This window comes from Flagellimonas amoyensis (genome assembly GCF_003058265.1).
GTDB classification, from domain to species: domain Bacteria; phylum Bacteroidota; class Bacteroidia; order Flavobacteriales; family Flavobacteriaceae; genus Flagellimonas; species Flagellimonas amoyensis.
The window spans coordinates 70,689-94,825 of the sequence record NZ_QBUK01000011.1; the positions used below are offsets into that span (position 1 = coordinate 70,689).

A 24,137-nucleotide genomic window follows, 5' to 3' on the forward strand; every position below is an offset into this window, starting at 1 on the left:
AACCCTTAAAAAAGCCAAGGTTTACAACAAATTCCGCCATGTCCACAACATAACATTTCGAGGTCCAATCCCCTACGATAGCTTTGAAAGCGCATTGTTACACCACACCAAACCCTATTTAAGAATGTCTTTTAAACCTCAAACCAAGACCTCCCAAATACTTCTTGCCTTTTTGTTGTTCACCGCTTTTGTGACCACAGCCCATGCACAGCTTTCTGTACCTTTTGAGCCCAGGCTACCCGGAGGGAACATGAGAGTGAAGGGGGATTTGGTCTATGTGGCCAACAACATTGTAAGTACCGGCGCTAACCCCAATGTTGCGTACAATGGCTCCGCCAGTAACCAAAATGTCACCATCAACTATATTGATATTGATGGTGATCCCGGCACGTTCAGTTCCAGTAGTGCTGAGCTGAATGCACCTTCGTGTTCGGCTGTTGTCTATGCCGGGCTTTATTGGGGTGGAATCTACAGGGACACCAATAGGAACGCCCCATACAAATCCGTAAAGTTCAAGATTCCCGGTAGCGCTTCGTATATCGATATTGGGCCAAGCAGTGACCCTCAGTTTGAATACGAACAGATCTATGATAAGGATGGTGACCGTGACGGGGATGGGTTTACCGACCCGGGCGTGGTGGACGTGGATTACCTCAGTGGACAGAACATGACATCCTACCTCAACTATGCCAACGTGACCCATCTGCTTTCCGGATTGGCCGATCCCAACGGGGAATATACCGTGGCAAACGTGGTGGCCTCCACTAACCAACAAAACGTGAGTGCGGGCTGGACCATGGTCGTTATTTACGAGAACCAAAACTCAACAAGCAAATATATTTCCACCTTTGATGGCTATGCGGCCATAGGAAGCACATACCCAAATGTCAACTTCCCTTTTAGTGGATTTAGGACATTGCCAGCTCCCCTACCCGTAAATGCGGTGATTGGGGCAAGTACCATAGATGGGGATAGGATTACCGGTCCCAGTATGAGGTTCCGTGCCTCGAATTTGGCCAGTTGGACCTATTTGAGCGACGCCATCAACCCAAGCAATAATGTTTTTAACAGTACCATCAGTAACCAAGGGAGTTGGGTCGATACAAGAACCCCAGCCAGCCATAACACCTTGGGATGGGACGCAGACATTTTGAAACTTCCCAATATAGGGAACTCCGTACTGCCCAACGACCATGATAGTGGCGAAATTTTGATAAGCACCTCCAGTGAAGGTGTTATTTTATTTTTGACCACTGTTGCCGTGGAGATCATCAACCCCGAGATTCTCGTGGAGAAAAAGGTGGAAGATTTGGCGGGCAATGATATCACCGGGGCAGGTGTGAATTTGGGACAATCTTTGGAGTACGTACTGCGGTTTTGGAACCGAGGAAATGACGATGCCGAAAACTTTACGATTCTCGACGTTCTCCCAGATAATGTTTCCTTGGAGAACGTCGACCTGACCGATGCACCGGGCACCACCATGACCGTAAACCCAACCAATTCGAGAGAAGTGACCTTTCATATACCCGATGCTTTGGTCACTCAAGGAAGTAATACCTATGAAATACGGATTCGAGTAGATGTTTCCGATGATTGCCACGATTTTGTGGCCGCATGTAGCTCGACCATACACAATACCGCTTTTTCTACCTACGATGGTGTGACAAGCGGACAGACCATTTCGGACGACCCCAGTGTTTCCAACGTGAACAGTTGCGGCTTTGTCACCGTTGGGGCCACCAACTTCCTTCTGGACGACCTTACCAATTGTAGTTTTGAAAGTGAGGTACAGATCTGTGGTGCCAGTGCGGAGATAACTGCTGGTGAAGGATATGATACTTACACTTGGTACAGGGACCTCAACGAAAATGGCCAATTGGATGCCTCCGATACAGTTTATAGCGACAGTGATCCTGACAACGATCCTACTACCATCACCGTACAGGAAACTGGGTTTTATCTTGTGGTAAAAGAGTCCGCTTCTTGCGGCACCAACATTGAGGTGACCGAAGTGACCCGATTTGGGAATACCCAGACCAACCCCATCATCAATTACTTCAATACCCTGAACGGTGATGTGGACCCCAACAACGATATCCAAGGTGAAATTGTCACCTGTGCCAATGATGGGTCGCCATTGCCCAAAATATTCCTTTGCGGTGCCAATGACACCCAAAACATCCTATTGAACATTACCGACGCCCAGAGCATATCCTGGGAAAGGCTCAATGAGGGTAGTTGTTCCGAGACCGGACCGGACTGTCCCAACAACCAAATGGGCTGTACATGGAGCCAAGTGGCCACTGGAAATGCCTTCACCGCAAATGCGGAGGGACGTTACCGATTGGTCCTCTCCTACTCCGGTGGTTGTAACAGTATTTTTTATTTTGATGTGTTTCAGAACAATCTGGACTTTGACTATGACAGTCAGGATATTTTCTGTTCCACCGATGGATTTATCCGCATACAGAACGTTGGTTCCGGGTATGGTTTCCAGTTGGTGGACGCCAACTCTGGTTCTGTTGTGGTTCCCTATGCTGCAAACAACGGCCCCAACTTTACCATTGGTACTTCCGGGACCTACCGTGTAGATTTCACCCAACTAGATCCCGTGACCGGAGATCCTTTGAATGGAAGCTGTGTTTTCAGTACCGAAGATATTGGGATAAGGGAACGGAACCTAACCTTGACCCTTTCCACGGTCCCTGTGACGTGCAACGGTCAGGGAAGTGTGCGGATACAGGCCGGCCAGGCCCGCGCCAATTACCATTACCGACTCTATTTTGATAACGGTGCCGGGGCCCCGGGCAGCCCTGCCGGAGAGGCATTGGCACAAAGCAGTAGCGACCATACCTTTACTGGCCTTACCGAAGGGGATTATGTAGTTGTGGTCACCACAGATGATGGATGCCAAGTAACGGAGACCTTCTCCATCATTGATATTCCCGATCCCGTGGTAAGTGCAACGACCACCAAACAGATTACCTGTACCGATGGGATCATTACATTGACCCCCTCGCAAGGGTTGCCGAGCTATTCTTATGCCATTTGGAAAAAGGATGGGTTTACACCATACAGCAGTATCACGGATATTCCGATCAATGAGTTCCAACGGGACACCATTGCTCCTGGAGTGTTCAATTTCCCATCAGGAGAAAACGGCACGTATCAATTTGTGATCGTGGACAGCAACAACTGTTCTTCACTTTCCAATGAAATCACGATAAATGATTTGGGAGGTCTTGCCTTAGCGGCCCCGACCATAGATTCTGAAATTACGTGTGAAGGGTCCAATACAGGACAGGTCACCATGAACGTATCGGGAGCACAGACACCCTATGCCTTCAGTATCGACAATTGGGCCACCCAACAGACGGACCCCACTTTTGTGAACCTGTCGCCGGGAACCTATACCATACAGGTCCGTAGTCAAGACGGCTGTGAGGATCAAACGACCTTTACCTTGAATGACCCAGAGACCTTCAAGGCCAATGCGGGCATCTCAAGTACCGGGACCTGTGACGTGAATGGAAATTCCGAAGCCCGGTTTACCAACGTGGAAGGTGGAACAGCACCCTATGAGTTCAGTTTTGATGGAGGAAGCACTTTCATCGCGGACAATCCCATGGACCCATCCGTGAGGACCAGTCTATTGCCTCCTGGCAACCACATCCTTATTGCCAGGGATTCCCGTGGATGTCAGGTCACATTGCCGATCACGATAGATCCACCACTACCCGTTCCAAACTTTGATGTGGACCTAGCCTATGATTGTGACGGGAATGGAGATGTGGTCGTTTCAGCAGATCAAACCATATACGATTACCACTATACCATCAATACGGCACCCAGTACCAGTTCCACGGACGGCACTTTTTCAGGTATTGCTCCCGGCACCTATACCATAACCGTGGAATATACGGAGAATGACCCACCTCTTCCAAGCGTTCTTTTGCACGAGGATTTTGGGAGCGGCCCCACTGTGAACAGTCCGTATGTCTTTGGATATACCTATGAGGATCAAGTGGGCAGCAATACCCAGATCAATGATTTTGAATATTCCATTACCAGTTATATCGTGTCCCCCTTTGGTGGATGGATAAGACCAACAGACCATACCACAATTTTAGATGCTGTCCCTGACCCCAATGGTAGATATTTGGTGATCAACGTGGGCACACCCACACCTACCCAGACCATTTACAGGAAGGCCATTAGGGATATCATACCCAATCAAGATATGCGGATTTCCTTTGCGGCCATCAACTTGCTCGGTAGTGGGGGACAACTAGACCCAGATATTTTTGTTCAAATGCGGGTACCGGGCACCGGCGCCGTTATTGGTGAAGTACAGACAGGCGATATACCCAAAGATGGGACTTGGCACGATGAATATGAATTCTTCATCAACCCTGGAATCCACGAAGAATTGGATTTTGTGCTCATCTCCAAGAAAAGTGGCAACAGTGGAAACGATGTGGCCATAGACGATATTCTGGTGGAACAGATCCCGCAAACGTGTCCACGGACCATGGACATCCCCGTGGTGATCGAATCCGGCAATGCCTTTGGCGCCAATGTTCTGGGACATACCAATATTAGCTGTAACGGAGCAAACGATGGTTCCATCACTTTTGAAGTGGAGAACTTTGATGCCACTATGGGCTTCGAATACTCGATAGATGGGGGAAGCAACTGGATCACATCCACAACATCACCGGTGACCACGGCAACAACATTGGCTTCCGGCACACAAAGTGTGATCGTTCGCAAAGCGGATGATACTGCTTGTTCCATCACCCTGAACCAAGATATCGATGAGCCAGCGGCTCTTTCCATAGACAGCACCACCATTCTTCAAAATCCGAGCTGTAACGACCCTTTGGGCTCCATTCAAGCTACCTTCACAGGGGGAACACCCACTTATGAATATGCTTTGGAGGACGATGCCAACAACAATCTGGTCCCCTTCCCCAATGCTACGGGCAATACCTTCAGTGGATTGGCGGCAGGAAATTATGTGATCGTCGCTCGGGACATCAACGGATGTGAAGCACGAAGTGGAACCATAACCTTGGATGCACCGGACATACTGGCCTATGACGTGGATTTCACCACTTGCTACGATGGCGGAAACAATGCGACCATCCAACTTACGGTGACCTCAGGAAACGGGGGATACCTCTTCCAGATTGATGGCGGTCCATGGCAGGCACCAAGTCCGGCCACTTCCGATACCTATACCTTTGCTGGACTTTCCAATGGCACCTATACGGTAAATGTAAGGGATGCTTTGGGATGCGCCGATGTGGCCACCCCAGTGACCATTACACCACAATTGGTGGTAAATGTTACGGCAACCGATGTGAGCAGTTGTGCCGATGGATCCATACAAGTGACCGCTACAGGAGGATCACCGAATTTGGAGTACGCTTTTGTACCGACAGGAGATGATCCTAGTGCTTTGTTCTCAACTACAGATACCTTTCCTGTAGCTGCAGGTGATGAAGGAGATTATGATGTATATGTAAGGGACAATTCGAACAATAGTCCATATTGTGAATATGTGGAGACGGTAACGATAAGTCCAGCAACACCATTGACCATGACAGCTTCTCCATCCGACCCCCAATGTCATGATGGAAATGGCAGTATGCTCATCAACATCACTTCTGGAATAAGCCCTTATACCATTCAAATTATCGATCTGGATAATGGAGGAGCTTCAAATCGTACCGATACCAATGTGTTGGTGACGAGCAGAACCTATTACAATCTTTCACCTGGAAATTACACCATCAATATAACTGATGCCACGGGTTGTACCATTACCGATACGCAGACGCTAAACAATCCTGATGAATTGACTGCGGACACCTTACCTATTTTGCCCTCTAATTGTGATCCAGACCCGAACCTCTATGGCTTTGAGTTTGATAATTATCCTTTGACACTTGATGGAACTCTTGAATTTAGTGGAGATGGAGGTTTGACGTGGCAGACGAGCGACACTTTTATGGGAGCAGCCTTTGCATCCGGAACAACGGTAAACCCATCCATTCGTACCGTTGATGGGTCAAACAATGTGATTTGTGAAAAAGATTTGCCCTCGTTCATTATGCCTTATCCTTTGGACGATCTGGACATTACCATTTCTGCCATAATAGTAGATTGTAATGAACTGCAGGTAACTGTACAAGGTGAGGAGGGTCTTGCCCCCTATGAATATGCCTATTCTGATGACCCGGCAAATTTTGACCCCACAACAGCCACATGGATTCCAGGTGAGAATATTGATAATGAAGGTTTTTCGGTTCCAGCAGGACATGGAAAATATACATGGACGGGACTGGTACCCGGACGAACCTATGTCTTCTATGTAAAGGATGACTCCGGCACAGATGGTTGTACAAGGCAAAGTACCGTTAATGTAAATAATATTGCCCCTCCCCCAGTGTCTATCACGAGCGAAGTAACACCTTCTTGTGGTGGTCTTGACAACGGACAAATCACGTATACCATCACAGAAGATACACCTGGACAATTGGGTGGGACATTTGATTGGGAACTTTTCGAAATTTCCAATACCACTGTGCCTGTTAGTTCAGGAACAATCAGTGGATTCACTTCAGGAGATTCCTTCACAGTACCTACAGCTCCATTGTCCGGTCTTGCACCTGGCACATATTATGTAGAAATCCAAGGTGCAGCTCCAAACAATTGTCTTGTCGGAAGTGAAAATGCAATTTTGGCAGAACTTGAACCACTCAATGGCACCTTAAATGTTCTACAGGATATCAGCTGCAATAATCCGGGACTGATTGAAGTACAAAACCCAACTGGCGGTGGTGGAATCTACACCTATACAGTCACAGGACCACTGCCATTTACAACCATAACTGCTACATCGGACAATCCTATTGAAATTCCTGCAAATTCGCCTGCCGGATCATACAGTGTGGAAATCAATGACCAATTTGGTGACTGCCCTGTAGATTTGGGCACCGTGTACTTGGATCTAGCACCAAATCCGGTTATAGACAGTATATCCGTGGACAATTGCTCGATGCCGGCCACGGTTACTGTGAATAGCGCATCACCCAACATTATGTACTCCATAGATGGTGGAACCACCTATGTAAATAATGGAGGTGTGTTCAACGGAATTGCCCCAGGCACATATACAGTTGCCATAATAGATAATAATGGCTGTTCTTCCACACAATCTGTAACGGTTCATCCATCCTTAAAGGCCAAAGTGCAACTGACAAAACTGCTCGACTGTTCTGGAAGCCCAGACGCTGAAATTACAATCAGTGATCTGGATGGTTCCGGAGACTATGATTATGAAATAGAAAATGGACTTGGAATAGTGGTAACTAGAACCAATCTGCCTAGTGTGCCATTTATATTCATGGCGACAACCGCAGAAAATTATACCATCACCATTTACGATAACAATACAGCCTCGCCTGTATGTTCCCGAGTTTTCAATATATCGGTTCCTAATCCGATTGAACCAAACTTTACAGCCACCCCAACAGATGTGAGCTGTAATGGTGGCACAGACGGAAGCATCTCCATGATACAGACCGACAATGGCATTACGCCTTTGTCCTACGAACTATTGGATGCGACCTTGAACCCTATAAATCCTGCCGATTACACCTACAATGCAACTTTGCGCAGGTTTGAAGGATTGGCACCTGGAGATTATATCGTCAGGGCGACCGGAACCAACAGTTGTCACTTTGACTCTGGTATAATCCCTATTGGGGAGCCCACAGCCATTGCCGTGACCATTCCTGCTGCGGATGTGGTTCAGTTTGGCTGTGCCGCTGGAAACAATCCGGACAATGCCTCCATCACCGTAAACTCTTCTTCCATTTCTGGAGGAACAGGCTCTTACGTTCGATATGAATTTGTAGATCCTTCGAATAATGTTGCACAGGATGGGAACAACAACCGATTGATCGTGTCCAACCGTTCGGGAGGAACCTATACCATCAACGTTTATGATAATTCGGGATGTATCGGCACCACCACGGTCATGATAAATCCTTTTGATGAACTTCTAAACACAACTATTTTAGTGGATGATGATATCTCTTGTGCCAATGGTGGTGAAACAGTCACCATCACAGCGATAGGGTCATTGACCGATTCATCAGCAGGACCACACGACTACAGTTTTGAGGAAGTGTCCACAGGAACCACCAATACTACTGGAACGTTCAGTGGATTACAAGTTGGCCTGCACTCGTTCAGAATTACCAATGTGGTGACAGGCTGTTCCATTGTCAGGACGCATTTAGTGGAGGAAATTCCACAATTTGGTATAGATATGATCGAAGATTATCCCGTAATCTGTGCCGGGGACTCCGCCCAATATCATTTTGAACTGACCGGCGGCTATTCCGGTGGGTTTACCTTTACAGTATACAACACCAATGGAACCCTTTCCAATACTAGTGATGATGTAGTGTTCGGTCCTGGCGGAAGTGGCACGGGTACCACAAGCGGTAACATCGACCTACCAAAAGGCAGCTATCGCATCGTGGTGACCCAATTGGATTTTCCGGAATGTACCAATGAGACCATGGTCACCGTTGGAGGAGCGGAAGCCACTTTGGATGCCTATATCACTGAGATAGGAAATGCCTCCTGTTCCAATGATCAGGGAAGACTTTCTGTGGCCCCTACAGGTGGAGTGGCACCTTATACCATTTCCATCCCTTCTTTGGGATTGTCCCAGACCGGAGTGTATAGTTATGTGTTTACCAATTTGGAAGATGGCACCTATGCCATTGAGGTGACCGATGCCGTGGGTTGTGACAACACCACATTGAGCGGAACCATTCAGACCGTAGATCCATTGATGGCGGATATAACTCCGGCCACGCAGACCTTGGATTGTATCGGGGATACGGACGGTAGTATCAGCGCGACATTGACCTCTGGAGGTGTGGCTACGGTGCTGTACAGCTTGAACCGTATTGAAAACGGAACCATCACCTCAACTTCGGTCACACAGACTTCGAATACCTTCAACAACTTGGGCGCAGGGACCTACTCCATCACCATTTTGGATGGGGGAGGCTGTACCTTCACCACTGGTGACGTGGTGATAGAAGACCCTGAGCCAGTGAGGGGAACCTTGGTGCTTTCACGTGCACTGACCTGTGACACGCCTGCCCAATTGACCCTTACCGTGACAGGAGGAACGCCGTTACCTGGAAATATATACCAATGGAGCACTTCCGAGGCAGGGCCCTATACCAACCTGGACGGTGATGACACCCATATTTTCGACGTGTCGCCCAGCACCACAGGTTATCAGTATTATATTATGGATGCCAATGGATGTGAACCTGTCCTTTCCAATGCCATCACCGTCCATGAAGTTGCTCCTTTGAGCGTGGAAATAGACCAAAGTGGAAGGTTCATTAATTGCAACGGGGACAGTACGGCATACATTTCCGCCAGGGCCACAGGTGGCTTGGGCAGCTATGTATATGGGCTTTACTACGATGCGGCGCTAAGCTCTTCTGCAGCTCCAACAAATACCAATGGCTTCTTCGGAGGACTACCACAAGGCACCTACTATGTTGGAGTGACCAGTGTGGATTGTGAATGGGTGTCCACCGCCATTGATGTCGTAGAGCCAGACCCTCTTATGATCACTTCGGACGCCACAAATGTAAGCTGTATGGGGGCTGATGACGGAACCATAACCCTCACTGTAACAGGAGGGACAGCCGACTACCAATACGCCATTTCACCCAACCTGAACCAGTTTGATGACAACGGAAGTTTCACGGACTTGGCCGCAGGGGATTACACGGTGATCGTACAGGATGCCAATGGTTGCTTTGAGGTACTTGAATTTACCTTGGCCGAACCACAGGCCTTGACAGCAACCGTGACCACCGAAGATGAAGTCTGTTTTGGTAGCGAGGACGGAGTAGTATATCTGGATGTCCAGGGAGGCACCGCCCCGTATAGCACCAGCTTGAATTCCAATGCAGATGCAGATTTTACCGAAGGCGTCATGAGCTATGGCAATCTACCAAGCGGCACACACGTGGCCTTTATCAGGGATGCCAACGGCTGTACCATCTACGAAGTGTTCACCATCGAATCGGGGGTCAACTTGGCGGGTACCGTGGATGTCGTCTATGAATGTGACGGCAATTTGCCCACCAACTATCTGGCCATCCAGATGGAGGATGCATCCGTAGTCCAAGAATTGATGTATGGCTTGGATTCCAGTGACCCGAACGATTTGGTCTTGGATCCAGACTTCAACAATTTGGCCCCTGGAGATCACACCTTGACCGTTGCACACTCCAATGGATGTATCCGTACGTTCGACTTTACTGTTGAAAATTACGAACCGCTTACCTTGGAACTGAGCAATGAAAACATCAATGAGATCTCGGCCGAGGCGCTGGGAGGCAATCCAAACTATACCTTCCAAATCAATGCGAACGATGCCATTACGTCCAGTGATCATACGTTCTTGATCACACGGACCGATACTTACAGCGTGACCGTGACCGATGAAAACGGATGTAGTGTGACCCAAGAGATCTACGTGGAGTTCATCGACATTGAAATCCCGAACTTCTTCACCCCTGATGGTGACGGGATGAACGATCGATGGAAACCAAAGAACATTGAAATCTTCCCGAACATCACCATTTCCATTTTTGACAGATATGGACGAAAACTGTACAGAATGGTCCATGATACCGAAGGATGGGACGGATATTATAACGATGCCAACCTTCCGATGGGAGATTATTGGTACATCATCAAACTCAATGGAGATATGGACACCAGGGAATTCATAGGTCATTTTACCCTATACAGATAACCCACTGAAATATCCAACCAAAAAAGGGCCGCATCAACACTGATGCGGCCCTTTTATTTTTTTGTCCATTGGGAATCCAACCAACTATTTCCCCGTAAAAATCTTAAAGGCCGATACGATAGATCACCGCACCACCGCCATCGGTCAGGGCATAAAGTGCCCCATCGGCCCCGTCCAATATATCCCGGAAACGATGGCCCTCACCTTCCATCAAGCGTTCCTCGCCTACCACCCTATCGTCTTCGATCACCAAACGCACAATGTGTTGCCCGCTCAAAGCGCCCAAAAATAAATTGTTGGTCCATTCAGGAATCGAGTTTCCCGAGTAAAAATCCATACCGCTTGGCGACACCACAGGATCCCAGTAGTAGATGGGCTGTTCCATACCATTTTGTTGTGTGATGCCCGAACCGATGGCCGAACCACTGTATTCCAACCCATAGGAAATGGTGGGCCAGCCGTAGTCGGCCCCTGCCTCAATCAGGTTGACCTCGTCGCCTCCTCTGGGTCCCAACTCGGATTCCCAAAGCTCCCCAGTGACCGGATGCACTGCCAATCCCTGGACATTTCGATGTCCGTAGGAGTAGATTTCGGGCAGGACACCGTCTTCGTCAATGAAGGGATTTCCACTTACGGGTGTACCATTTGTGGTTATTCGGAGTACCTTTCCCAAAGCGGCATCCAGTTCCTGTGCTTCCCCCCGGGTGACCGTACTTGACCTATCACCCGTACTGACGAACAAGTTTCCATCTCCATCCCAAGCCAACCGAGATCCATAATGGGCCGTACTTTCAAACTCGGGGATGGCGGTATAGATCACTTCGGCATCCTCAATGGTGTCCTCACTATCCGATAACCTTCCTTTGGCTACTGCAGTTGCCGTGCCTCCTGCCCCATTTTGTGAAAAAGACCAGTAAACCATTCTGTTTTCCTGAAAATTTGGGTCCACTGCAACGTCCAAAAGACCACCTTGTCCCGAACTGTTGACCGCTAGGATTCCAGTAATGGGTGCACCCACAGTTCCCGAAGTCGACACCATCCGCATGGTACCTGCCTTTTCTGTCACCAGAATACGGCCATCCGGCAAGTGGGCCATCCCCCAGGGGTTGGACAGTCCCGAGGCAAAAACAGTGACCGTATATGTGGTCTCCGTAGTAACGCCATTGATCCTGGTCTGTCCTTCAAATGCGGGGGAGTAATCTGTATTGGGATCATTGGTTTCCACCGGGTCCAGCTGATCTTCCGGTTCTCCTGGGTCGTCATCGTTAGGGTCTTCAGGTTCGTTGGGATTGGGGTCCTCTGCCTCTGGGACCGGGGCTCCATTGTCCGACCCACAAGAATATATCATGGTCACCAACGCAAGACAAAGGCCTATCAATACGATATGCTTCACTGAAAATTTCATAGACTGCTGTTTTCAGTAAGTTACCAAACACTTATTGACCACAGCAATCATTTAACTTTTTTTAATAGGAATCTGTCTCACTTTCACACCATAAGTATCAAAAAGAAAGTGAATACCCTTTTAAGGGAGGTTTGGACCGTTTTTGTAGGTTTTGCTCTGGATTAGCTACCTAAGGTGAATATGATGCCAAAAATTGGTTCATGTTTTTGTCAAATATTCCAATTTTTCTAAAACCTTTTGATGTACCCTACCTTGATGGTGTATTGATCATCCTTGGAATCTGAAGTGAACTCGATGCGACCATAGGTCAGTTCGGAATACACCACATTCGATTTTCCGAGAAGTTTCCGAAAACCTGCGGTAATGTTATTGGACCTGAGCCTTGAAGTGCTCTCGTAGAGTACATTGTTCGCGGAATTGTCCGGAGAAAACCCGGTACCTGCCCTGAGGAGCACATGATCATCGGGGCCACCAAAATAGTAACGTGCTTCCAAGGCATACGAATCGGCCACTCCATTATCCGATGGGGTGATATAGGCCCTGGCATTGAACCAATAATTTTTGTAGTATTTCCCCAATCCAAAGGTATAGATCCAGCTATCATCGGTGAATTGAAGGTACCTCAAGCCTGCATCCAACTCAAATGCGGCAGGGAGGTTGGCATAAAGCGAAAAACCAGCCCTGTATTCTGGAAACACGCCCTTATCGTTTGAAATTCCGGCATTCATGTAGGCGTAAAAGGTATTGGACAATCGGGGGTAGAAATCCAATTCAAATTGGCTGCTCCCCATCCCGAAGCGATTGCCATAGCTGAGCCTTCCGATCAGCGGACCAATATTCGTCTGGTGTTGGTAGTTTAGACTTGCAATATGCCATGGTTCATTGAACTGTTCCTTGAAATGGACAAAACTGTAGTCCACACCCACTTCATTGCGATAGGTTCCCGTCCCCATATTTTGGAGCAAGGACCGCACCACCGTGGATTTTGGATGGTGCTTTAAGGCATCGGTCAAGGTTGCACTGGCTCTTTGGTTCTCCTTCAACTCCATCAATATCTTGGCCTTAAGGACCCATAAACTCTCGGAATCCACATTCGTTTCAAGTCCCTTGTCCACTATTTCAAGGGCCTTCGAAGGCTTTTTGTCCCAAAATACCAAACTCCCGTAGGCCAACGCGGCATCGTCATAGGTGGGGTTGTCCCCAAAAGTGGTCTTCAGGATGGTCCTTGCTTTTTCGGTTTGCTGGTCCCATGTGTAGAGCCTGCCCAAAAAAATCTGGTAATCCACATTCTCCGGTGCTTTTTGGTTCGCCAATACCATCAGTTCAATGGCCTTTTTATAGGCCTTGTGATCAAACGCCTCTGCCCTGGCCCTTGAATACAGTTCTTCCGCTGGCTGATTTTCTTGGGACCATGCGCATAAATGCATGAACAGTAACCCATACAACCACAACTGTTTTTTCATGAGATGACCCATCTTCACAAAAAATAAACTTGTTCCATTCATCATACCGCTATTGTTTGACCACTACTTTATCACCGACCTTGCCCAATCCTGTCCTGCTCATGGTCCCCCAATTATTTTTTCCCCGCATCAGGTCAATATTTCCCTTCAGGGCGGACCAAAGAATAAAAGGATGGTAAAAAATGGGCTCCAGCAATGCGGTCAGGACCAGCTTGTAGGTGTATTTTGTCTTTTTATATTGTTGGAAGGAATATTCCTCGAAGAAAAGTGCCGTTACCGAATAGAGTACGGCAAAAGTGTAGGCCACCAGGGAAAACCCGAGTACAAAGATCCAGTTGACCTGCCCCAGGACCATCAACAGTATGAAGAAAAGTATACCAAGGAACTCAATGATAGGGGCCAACCACTCAAAAAACAACCAATATGGAGTGCTCAACATACCCAACACTCCATATTTCGGGTTGGCGATCATTCCCCTATGCATCCAAAGGGTTTCGGCGGTACCACGTGTCCATCTGTTGCGTTGCCTGTGCAAAATGGTCCAATTGGGAGGAACCTCCGTCCAGCAGAGCGGGTCCGGGATAAAGCCAACCGCGTAGTCCACTTTTTTTCTTCGCATGAGTCGCCTCATACGCACCAAGAGTTCCATATCCTCCCCCACCGTTTTGGTGTTGTACCCTCCTGCCTCTATCACGGTTTCCTTATCGAACATCCCAAAGGCACCGGATATCAACAGCAGACCATCAACCCGTGACCAGGCCATCCTTCCCATCAGAAAGGCCCTGAAATATTCGATGATCTGTGCCCGGACAATAAATTTCTCGGGCAACTTTACCTCGATGATCTTTCCGTCCTCAATGGTACACGAATTGGCAATCCTAATGATGCCCCCTGAGGCAATGACCTTTTTCTCATTGTTCAAAAAAGGTTTGATCAATTTCAGCAGGGCATCGCTTTCCAGCACACAATCCACATCGATGCAGCACACGATATCATGCTTGGAAACATTGATCCCCACATTGAGGGCGTCTGCCTTGCCACCGTTCTCCTTGTCCACCACTCGTAGGTTCTTGAAAGACTTGTAGGTGGAACGATATACTTTTCTGATGGGTTTGGAGGGCAAGATGTCCGCATAAACGGAATCGTCCTCCACCAAATGAAAGCTTTCTATCAGTTTCGTGATGGTACCGTCCTTACTGCCATCATTGATGACCACGATCTCGCAAGACGGATAGTTCACGGTGAGCAGCGACCTGACGTTTTCCACAATGTTGGCCTCTTCGTTATAAGCGGGCGCCAATATGGATATGGAGGGCAGGCTGGTGGACTGCAAAAGGGAAATCTCATCCCTTAAACCGTTGCTACGTTTATATTCCCTGATTTCCAAGAACGAGACCACCGCCGAAAAAATATATCCGGCGCACACAATGGCCCCATAGGCCAGGAACAGCCAGCTTATAATTTCTGTGATATGGTTCAGGGACACGGTTTCCATGGGATCAGGATTCTAGAGTGGGTTGCATCCTTTTTTCGGCCCTTAGGTACATGAGGTTGGTTTGCCATTCTTCCTTTATGGACAAAGCTGGCCTGAGTCCACGTAGCAATTCCAGGTCGCCATGGGTTTCCACTGTTTTGATGATTTCCTTTTTTACCAAGCGACTTTCGGTCAAAAACCTTGGGACCACCACATCCAACAATCCCTCAAAATGGAGTTTTCGGAGTGACTTGATGGCCTCGGCCCTGACCCGCTCATCCTGATGGTCCAGAAAAGGGACCAACCGTTCCATATGCTCATATTGATCAAACTGTTGGATCATACGAATGGAAAAGACCAATACGGTGTTCAACTGATGGTCCAGCCATTTGGAAAAATCGGGGACCGGTCCTTGGTACACAAACTTCAAACAATCTTCCAACTGGATCAATTCCCAAAGGGTGAGTTCTTTCTTTAGTTTGCCAAAGAATCCCAGCGGATTTTTATCGGCTGTTTTTATATAATAATAAATGGCCTGGGCACGAACCGTTTCATGCTTATCGTTCAGGTAAAGGGCCACCGTCTTGGCTTTTTTGACCTGTAGTTCGGACAACACATAAATGGCCTTTGCCTTGTCATACCACTTTCCATCGGTCAGTGAACTGATCGTGAATTCATCAAGACCCAGATCGTGGAACAGGTTTTTAAGGATTTCGGAGGATTCGCCTTTGAGGTTCTCGTTATAGACCAAAATTTCCCGGATGGCCACTTTTTTTTGCAATGGAGTGACCAGATGGGAAGCCTTGAAACGCTGCGTCTCCTTGGCCAGATCAAAAGTATCGTCAAATAGACCATTGTTCAGAAATGTATCTATTTGGTCCCAATAGTGTCGCTTGTTCCGTTCCCTTCTGTTCTTATATACCCGAAGAAAGACCAACGATAGTATGGTGATGGCCACCAGAAAAAAAAACAGGATGGCAAAGAATGCATTTACCTTCAAGGGCCAAGGCCAATCCTGTACTATGTTATCAATAAAAGACAATCAATAACTTTCTATGGTTCGTTTTACGCGCAAAGACAATTCATTGGGACTGAACGGTTTTGTGATAAAATCGTTGACACCCATCATGAAGGCATCCGTGATGACCTCTTCCTGGTTGGAGGTGGACAATACAATTATGGGCATATCGGGGATATGGTTCCGGATGTGTTCTATCAACTCGGTGCCGGTTATGAAGGGCAACATCAAATCCGTGATCACCAATCGGATGGACTTGTCCTCCTTTAGGATATCCAGGGCTTTTCTGCCATCTTCGGCCACAACCACATCATAGCCATCTTTTGTCAGTTTAAATTCCAGTGATTTTACTACCATTGGGTTGTCCTCAATGATCAAAATCTTCTTTTTCATAGTGTTTCAATTTGGGGAACTGTTTCTCTATCTCTTTGATTATCAATTTATACTCATTTTTTACCACTTGCGACAATTCAGGGATGTCGGCATCCTTGGCTTCATAGCAAATGGTTTGGCAAACGGATTTTCCCTTCTCATTCCCAAGCATGGCAAACGATGGCTTTACATTGTGTGCAATCTGCCGCACCTCCTCAAAATCCGACATCAAAATGGCCTTATCCAACTCATTCATCTTAACGGCCAGGGTATCCCGAAACAATTGGATGGTTTCTTCCAAAAAATCCTGGTCATTGTTGGACAGCTCGTTCAAATAATCCAGAGAGAACAACTTCTCCTCTACAGTATCGTTGGCATGGTGCAAGGACAATGAAAGTTGGTCCAATTTTGCCCCATCGATAGGGTGGTTCACCCTGGTATAGTTTTCGTAAGTGCCCTCTTCATGGCTCCCATTTCCCACAATGACCATGGGATATACCTTTTGCAGTTCATGGAATACATAATCCATCAGCTTGAAGGGATCCAAAGGAGCTATGTTCTCCTCCATCACTACCAGATTGTAAGAGGAAGCCTTTAACCGCTGAAGAGCGGAAAAGCTATCAGAACAATACTCCACATGACAATCATGGGTGATTTCATGGTTGGCAAATGTCTCCAAAAGTGCCTTATCCAGGCCAACGAACAAAACCTTATTTTGAGCGTCCATCGTTAAAGTCGGTTTACCTACTTTAAACAGCATTTGGAGCAATTAATTGTATGAAAGTCCTACAATTTGTACTATTTTTCTACAGCAGTAGTTTTTCCAATACGCCTTTCAGCGTTTCATACACCACGGGCTTAGTCACATAGTCGTCCATTCCCTGTTCCAGGCATTTTTCCCTTTCCCCTTTTATGCCCCTGGCCGTGAGTGCGACAATGGGCACATGGGCGTTTTCCTTCTCCAGTTCCCTGATCTTGCTGGTGGCATCGAATCCGCTCATAATGGGCATTTGAATGTCCATGAATATGACATCGAAACTGTTCTGCCGGAACTGTTCCACGGCTTCGGCACCATCATGCGCTTCCACGATCTTGGACTTGGGAACTATTTTTTGAAGCAATGTCCGAGCCAGAAAACGGTTGACCGGATTATCCTCTGCAACGAGTATTGTAGGTTCGGTCTGTTCCAGTTTTTTGTCTTCGGGTTCCTCTACCGTTCCGCTCACTTTGGTCCCATTTCCAATTGGGCTTCCCACCTTCAGCAAGGTGGACTGTAGATCTCTCAACATGATGGGTTTGGATAGGTTGAACCGCACCCCATATTTTTCACAGGCCATTTTTATGGATTCATCTTCAATGGAACTGTGCAATAGCATAATGGGAAGCTCGTCCATGGTCATCCCAAACTTTTCCCGAACGTGCTGTATCACTTCCACCCCATTGAGGTAGGGCATATTAAAATCCAGGACCATCAAATCAAACTTGGCACCCTTCTCCAATATTTCCAATGCTTCAATACCATGTACGGCCAATGTTGACTCTATCTGGGATAGTTTCAACATATCCCTTAGAATGACCCTGTTGTTCTCATTATCATCGACCACCAGTACGCTTTTTACCATCAATCGGGTCGGTTCCTCCGTCAGAATGGGGTCCTCTTCTGTCTCCAGTTCCACAGCAAAGGAAAAGGTACTCCCCTGCTGGAGCTTACTTTCCACTTCCAATCCGCTTCCCATAAAATTGAGCAAACGGTTGCTGATGGTCAACCCCAGTCCTGTACCCCCAAATTTTCGGGTCGTGGAGGCATCTTCCTGATCAAAGGCCTTGAATATTTTGTCCAGATTGTGTTCGGCAATACCAATACCCGTATCCCTAATGGAGAAGAGAAATTTCTTCTTTTTTCCTTCTTGAAATTGTTCAGGTGCATATCGGACCTTGAGTTCCACTTCCCCCTCCTTGGTGAACTTAACGGCATTCCCCAACAAATTGGTGAGGATCTGCCTCAATCGGACCGGATCGGTATACACATAGCGATCTATCTCCGGGGATACATCCAATAGGATTTCCAGCCCCTTGGCATGCGCTTGGTGCTTTACGATATCCATGGTTTGGTCACAGATTTCGAGCAGATCTACCTTTTCAATGCTCAGTTCCAGTTTTCCTGCTTCGATCTTGGAGAAATCAAGAACATCGTTTATGATGTCCAGGAGATGGTTTGCCGAATTATAGACGGTGTGCATGTATTCCCGTTGGCTATCGGAGAGTTCCGTCCTCATCAATAGGTCCGTAAATCCGATGACCCCGTTCAAAGGCGTTCGTATTTCGTGGCTCATGTTGGCCAAAAATTCCGATTTTGACCTACTTGCTGCCTCAGCCTTCTGTTTCTCTTTGATCAAGGAGGACTCGATCTTCTTCATTCTGGTAATGTCCTGGAATATCCCATAGACTTTGCCATCGGTCTTGGCCCCTTTGGTACGACCAATGATCCTCACCCATTTTTCGTTGGATAGTGCCGTGGTCAACTTCAATTCCATATCAAAAGGCTGCGATTTCTTCAAGGAATCGTTGATGGCCTTCCATAGCCTGTCGGAGTCTTCTTTTTGATAGAAGGACAGCATGCCTTCCATACTGGGTTCGCGATCTTCGGGGACCTCATAAATGGCTTTTGTGATTGTGCTACAGGCCATGACATCGCGTTTGATATCGTATTCCCAACTTCCGATCTTTGCAATTTCGTTGGAGCGATCCAGCATATCCTGTAAGCGAAGGCGCTCCATGATATTTTCTTTGAACTGGGTAATGTTGGCCGTGAACATGAGCAGGCCGCCCACTTGGTCTGCATGTTTGTACCAGGGTTTCACCTCCCAGGTTATCCATTGCCTAGACCCGTCCGCTCTGTCAAATACGGCTTCATCACAGATATTGACCCCACCATTGAGGCATTCTTGGTGGATTTTTTTCCAATCGTCGCCAATTTCAGGAAAGACCTCATAATGAGATTTACCGATAACGCTATCCGTGATATGGTAGTCTTCGAGCCATTTTTTGGATGCTGCCATGTACACCATATTGGTATCGAACATGGCAATGGCCGTGGGTGCCTCGTCAATGAACAACTTGTTCTGTTCAGTGCTTGCCTCAAGGGCCAATTGGTAATTTTTCTGTTCGGTGATGTCCCAATTGGTACCCAACATGCGCACCACTTCCCCTTCGTCATTCAAATGCACGGAACCTTTACCGCGAATATATCGGATGGAACCATTTGGCCATACAATCCTAAAATCACCTTCAAAGGGGATTTTATGGGCTACGGAAGCCTGCAACAGTTCTACCACCCAGCCTATATCGTCCTGGTGGACATATTTGGTCCATAGGGAAAACTTGATGCTTTCCTGTTCCTTGTTCAGTCCATAGATGCTGTACATGGTATCGTCCCAGACTATGGAACCATCCTTCACATCATAGTCCCATATCCCGATAATGGAAGCGTCCAAGGCAGCCAATACCTTTTCATTGGCCGTTTTAAAGTTTTTCTCGGCATCTATCCTTCGGGAAATGTCCCTAAAGGCCACAATGGTGTTATGTCCTTTTTGGGTCGCGATGGAATTGAGTGTCATTTCCACTGGCACCTTTTTACCATTGGCCCTAAGGAAATCTGTTTCTATAATCGAAGTGATATTGGCATCCGGTCTCTCCTTTTCCAGGTCCAACTCCAAGTCCATTTCCAAGTCCCATTCATCATAGGGATGTGCTTCTTTGAACTCGATGATATGCTTTTCGTGTATTTCAACAAAATCCCCAGAAATGAGGTCATTGATATTTTTGCCCCTTAAGTATTGCGTCTGGTAACCAAAAACCTTGCTCATCAATATGTTGGACAACAATATTTTCCCGGATGCATCGATGATGACAATGGGGTCTGGGGTGGCATTCAAATAGGTACTTGTGGCAAGGAGTTCCCGTTCCGCCATTCTTCTGTCCTGCTCCAAGGTGTTGATGGAGGGAACAACTATCGCCAGGATCAACAGGATGGCCGAAATGAAGCCGACCGCCAATATGGCCATGGAAAACCCTGAGCTAAAATAGCCTCCTTTGGAAATTTGGAACACAACAAAGGCCATTAGAAATGAGATGATCGACAACTGAAAAAACAGTCTCCTCATCAAGTGGTTCCCAATATTCCTGCCTATAAAAAGTTCCATGATCCCGTACTTTGGGATCATCAGTGAAATGGCGGTACTGGCCAATAGAAACCCAATGGCCGTATGGATGGCCATGGAGGATATGAACGTGAATTTCTCTTCGGTAGGGATCTGAAAGAAAAAAGCGGTCATGGCCAAAAACGCAAAAAAGGCAACCGATTGGGACATGTATGCCGCCAATCTCAACAATTTGGGCTTGCCCAACATAATCAGTATCAAGGCGATGCTCAACAATGAGAACGATAGCGAAGTGGCCAATGACATCCTACCGGGGTTGAGACTTCCGGAAAGAATACTCAAATGATCCTGGACAAAAAATTGGTCCAACCCAAAATTGACCCCCAAAATATCCTGGCTAAATGTGACCAAACCAATCACCAACAAAATACCATTGACCACATGGGCCACCGCGAGGTTATAGTGCTTTACTATGAGTATTATGGTGGCTCCCAAAAGGATAAAACAAAAAGCCGTGTTGAACTTCATGGTCGGCAGGCCTGCCACCACTTGGGTCAACGACTCTATTCGCAGCATCCAACCCAATATGGCCAAAATGGACACCACATTGATGAAAGCAGCTATGATTAGTATGGTTCTTTTGAGCATCTGGGGATTTTATATATGTAACGTTTTACCTACAAATTATTATTTAGAATCCCTAAAACAAAACAAATAAGATATATTAACAATTTTGTTTCTCCGATGGCCAATACTTAAGTATTGCTATTTTCCCGTTCCTTGGGTTTGATGATCATTCTAAAATACTGATCTCGATAGATGTAGTAGCCTATCCAGTTGAAAAATGCCCGTATCCTGTTCTTGAAGTTGACCAATCCCATAATATGCACAAAAATCCAGATGAGCCATGCCAAAAACCCCTTGATGGAACTCTTTTGGCCCGGAAAGTCCAGTACGGCCTTATTTCTTCCGATAATGGCCAAAGACCCTTTGTCCATATACGTGAATGGAGTCCACTTTCCTCCTTTCCCTTCCAAGTTCTTGGCCAAATTCTTGGCCTGCTGCAAAGCTGGCTGTGCCAATTGGGGATGTCCTTGTGGGAAGCCCGCATCACCAGAAACCAATGCACAGTCCCCTAGGGCATAGATATTATCGTAACCTTCCACCAAGTTATAGGCGTTGGTCTTCAACCGACTGCCCTTTCCGAAACTATCCTTGTGAAACCCATCAAAGGTCTTGGCGGAAACCCCTGCGGCCCAAATCAGGTTTTTGGTCTGGATTTCCGTGCCATCCGATAAATAGACTTTTTCATTATCAAAGTCCTTAACAAAGGTGCTGAGCTTGATCTTCACCCCGTATTGTCTGAGCTTTTTGAAGGTATATTGCTGCGACTTTGGCGACATGGCCGCCAGTACGGCATCTTGGCCATCGATCAAATAAATCCCACCAAGGTCTTCTTGGCTCAATTCCGGGTAGTCTTTCTTCAAAATGGAAGTGCTCATCTCTGCCAGAATCCCGGACAGTTCTACACCCGTAGGGCCTGCACCGGCAATGACAAAGGTCAGCAAGCGCCTGCGGTCTTCCCCATTGGTCAAACGGGTGGCTCGGTCCAATCTTGTTAGAATGGTGTTGCGCAACGAAAGGGCATCACTGATGGTCTTCATGGGTAGGCTGTACTTCTCGACATTTTTATTGCCAAAGAAATTGCTTTCCGCCCCAGTGGCCATCACCAAGATATCATACGGAAGTTCCCCGTTGTTCAAGACAATCTTGTTTTCCGAAGGCACCACTTTCTCCAAACTTCCTAACCTGAACCGGACGCTGGGGCTTTTTCTGAGTATCCGCCTGAACGGATAGCTGATGGCGGACGGTTCCATAAAACCAGTGGACACCTGATAGATCAATGGCGGAAAAAAATTATAGTTGTTCACATCCACCAACGTGACCTCATATTTTCTGGAGTCCCCCAGTCCCTTGATCAGTTCAAGTCCGGCGAACCCTCCTCCCACAACAACTACTTTCTGCTTATTTTCCATCAAAAAATCTTTACTTCAAAAATACGGGTATAATATCCCTTTATGCTTAAACTGGTTTAATAAATTAAATAGCATCAGTAACATCAAAGGAGCGCCACCATGGAACAAGGAGATTAATCCATATCTTAGATGCAAATCAGTATTCAGAGACACCAAACCTCCATTTACCAATAAATCAAAAGGTTAAGCAATGAAAAAAACGAAACAGCTACGTAACAGGTGTTGGATAGATATTGATGGAAAAAAATTCTTTGGACCAGGGAGGGTACAACTTTTGGCCCTGATCGAAAAAAACGGGTCTATTGCAAAAGCCGCCAAGGAAATGGGCATGTCCTACAAAAAAGCGTGGGCCATGATCGATGATCTCAACGAACGTGGACAACAACCCTATGTTACGCTGCACAAAGGCGGAACCACTGGTGGAGGTGCTGAACTGACCGTAAACGGCAAAAAGGTCCTTACTGCTTTCGAAACGCTCATTCATCATGTGGAGGCCACCATTGAGGAACACCAAGCCGAACTTCTCAAATTGATATGATCGGATTGATTTTTTGGCCAATGAGCCAATTTTAGATTTTCACGCCAAACCCATGCAGCAGTATGAGGCGTAGGCCCACGTAAAGAACCAAAATACTGGTAAGCACGCCCAAAAATTTCAAATTGAACTTCTTGTTGGACAGGTAAGAGCCCAGCCCCCCTCCTCCCACAACTGCCACGACAAGCTGCAGCATCAATTCATTGTTCAGTTTAAAAGTGCCTGCCATATTAAGACCTATAAGTCCTGAAATGGAGTTCACCAAAATGAAAACGGAAGCCAAGGAGGCCACAATTCTTGGATTGGCCCATTTCAATAGGTTAAGTACCGGGGAAAGGAAAATTCCTCCACCAATACCCGATACACCGGAAAGAAGGCCAATGCTTCCTCCCAGAACAAGCTTCTTCGAATTGGAAAATTCCTTGGATTCCAAGGTCTTCTTCAAGAATCGGAGCAGCATGAAAATACCGGCCAATATCAGGGCACTACCCAAGACCAAAAAAAATGCCTTTTGGGACAATCGCACTTGGGCCCCCAGATAGGCGAAGGGAATGCTCATCACCAAAAAAGGCCAGAACAACCTCATATCAAAGACCCTATTTCGAATGAACACCAAGGTTCCTATGGTCACCACACAGATATTCAAGATAAGGGCCGTGGAACGTATCTCGTAAAAATCGGTCAGGAAAAGGCTCAAAATGGCCAAGTAACTGGAGCCGCCCCCAAAACCTACCGAGCTATAGAACAAGGCAATCAAAAAGAAAACTAAAGGTAAATATTCCACATTCATCT

Annotated in this window: 11 protein-coding genes; 2 read left to right on the plus strand and 9 right to left on the minus strand. The window is 47.0% G+C overall.

The annotated features are described in order from the left end of the window. The first annotated feature begins 124 nt into the window (after nucleotides 1-124). Nucleotides 125-10,882: a T9SS type B sorting domain-containing protein gene (locus tag DB398_RS15250; RefSeq protein ID WP_108425315.1), complete on the plus strand. Its 10,758-nt coding sequence runs from the start codon at nucleotides 125-127 to the stop codon at nucleotides 10,880-10,882. Nucleotides 10,883-10,985: 103 nt separating this feature from the next. On the opposite strand, the gene DB398_RS15255 is transcribed toward DB398_RS15250, so the two are convergent. The 8 genes from DB398_RS15255 to DB398_RS15290 all read right to left on the minus strand — a co-directional run bounded on the left by DB398_RS15255 (nucleotide 10,986) and on the right by DB398_RS15290 (nucleotide 22,810). Further along, entirely contained in the window at nucleotides 10,986-12,287 is a 1,302-nt protein-coding gene (locus tag DB398_RS15255) for a PQQ-dependent sugar dehydrogenase (RefSeq protein ID WP_234416342.1), read from the minus strand. A gap of 227 nt (nucleotides 12,288-12,514) precedes the next feature. Continuing rightward, nucleotides 12,515-13,750 carry a YaiO family outer membrane beta-barrel protein gene (locus DB398_RS15260; protein WP_159076469.1) on the minus strand — a complete coding sequence of 412 codons (1,236 nt, stop codon included), beginning with the start codon at nucleotides 13,748-13,750 and terminating at the stop codon, nucleotides 12,515-12,517. Between the two features lie 49 nt (nucleotides 13,751-13,799). Then, nucleotides 13,800-15,236 (minus strand): glycosyltransferase family 2 protein, encoded by a 1,437-nt coding sequence (locus DB398_RS15265; RefSeq protein WP_108425365.1) that lies wholly within the window; start codon nucleotides 15,234-15,236, stop codon nucleotides 13,800-13,802. A 13-nt stretch (nucleotides 15,237-15,249) separates the two neighbouring features. After that, entirely contained in the window at nucleotides 15,250-16,266 is a 1,017-nt protein-coding gene (locus DB398_RS15270) for a HEAT repeat domain-containing protein (protein WP_108425317.1), read from the minus strand. Beyond that, a complete protein-coding gene (locus DB398_RS15275) occupies nucleotides 16,267-16,635 on the minus strand; it encodes a response regulator transcription factor (protein WP_108425318.1) in 369 nt (122 codons plus the stop codon). Continuing rightward, nucleotides 16,610-17,341 (minus strand): Hpt domain-containing protein, encoded by a 732-nt coding sequence (locus tag DB398_RS15280; protein ID WP_159076470.1) that lies wholly within the window; start codon nucleotides 17,339-17,341, stop codon nucleotides 16,610-16,612. The genes DB398_RS15275 and DB398_RS15280 overlap by 26 nt, the downstream gene beginning before the upstream one ends. Nucleotides 17,342-17,420: 79 nt before the next feature. Next, nucleotides 17,421-21,422, minus strand: coding sequence for a response regulator (locus DB398_RS15285; RefSeq protein WP_108425320.1), 4,002 nt, complete (start codon nucleotides 21,420-21,422; stop codon nucleotides 17,421-17,423). Nucleotides 21,423-21,529: 107 nt separating this feature from the next. Further along, nucleotides 21,530-22,810: an NAD(P)/FAD-dependent oxidoreductase gene (locus DB398_RS15290; RefSeq protein ID WP_108425321.1), complete on the minus strand. Its 1,281-nt coding sequence runs from the start codon at nucleotides 22,808-22,810 to the stop codon at nucleotides 21,530-21,532. 190 nt (nucleotides 22,811-23,000) lie between these two features. Between DB398_RS15290 and DB398_RS15295 the strand changes: the two genes are divergently transcribed. Continuing rightward, a complete protein-coding gene (locus tag DB398_RS15295; RefSeq protein ID WP_108425322.1) occupies nucleotides 23,001-23,348 on the plus strand; it encodes a winged helix-turn-helix domain-containing protein in 348 nt (115 codons plus the stop codon). A 31-nt stretch (nucleotides 23,349-23,379) separates the two neighbouring features. Here the strand turns inward: DB398_RS15295 and DB398_RS15300 are convergent, their stop codons facing one another. Then, nucleotides 23,380-24,135 (minus strand): sulfite exporter TauE/SafE family protein, encoded by a 756-nt coding sequence (locus DB398_RS15300; protein WP_108425323.1) that lies wholly within the window; start codon nucleotides 24,133-24,135, stop codon nucleotides 23,380-23,382. Nucleotides 24,136-24,137: the final 2 nt, after the last annotated feature.

Excerpts from the sequence above, each read along its gene's own strand:
- DB398_RS15250 (WP_108425315.1), top strand. The coding sequence starts at position 125 with ATGTCTTTTAAACCTCAAACCAAGACCTCCCAAATACTTCTTGCCTTT.
- DB398_RS15255 (WP_234416342.1), bottom strand. The coding sequence starts at position 12,287 with ATGAAATTTTCAGTGAAGCATATCGTATTGATAGGCCTTTGTCTTGCG.
- DB398_RS15260 (WP_159076469.1), bottom strand. The coding sequence starts at position 13,750 with ATGAAAAAACAGTTGTGGTTGTATGGGTTACTGTTCATGCATTTATGC.
- DB398_RS15275 (WP_108425318.1), bottom strand. The coding sequence starts at position 16,635 with ATGAAAAAGAAGATTTTGATCATTGAGGACAACCCAATGGTAGTAAAA.
- DB398_RS15280 (WP_159076470.1), bottom strand. The coding sequence starts at position 17,341 with ATGGACGCTCAAAATAAGGTTTTGTTCGTTGGCCTGGATAAGGCACTT.
- DB398_RS15285 (WP_108425320.1), bottom strand. The coding sequence starts at position 21,422 with ATGCTCAAAAGAACCATACTAATCATAGCTGCTTTCATCAATGTGGTG.
- DB398_RS15290 (WP_108425321.1), bottom strand. The coding sequence starts at position 22,810 with ATGGAAAATAAGCAGAAAGTAGTTGTTGTGGGAGGAGGGTTCGCCGGA.
- DB398_RS15295 (WP_108425322.1), top strand. The coding sequence starts at position 23,001 with ATGAAAAAAACGAAACAGCTACGTAACAGGTGTTGGATAGATATTGAT.
- DB398_RS15300 (WP_108425323.1), bottom strand. The coding sequence starts at position 24,135 with ATGAATGTGGAATATTTACCTTTAGTTTTCTTTTTGATTGCCTTGTTC.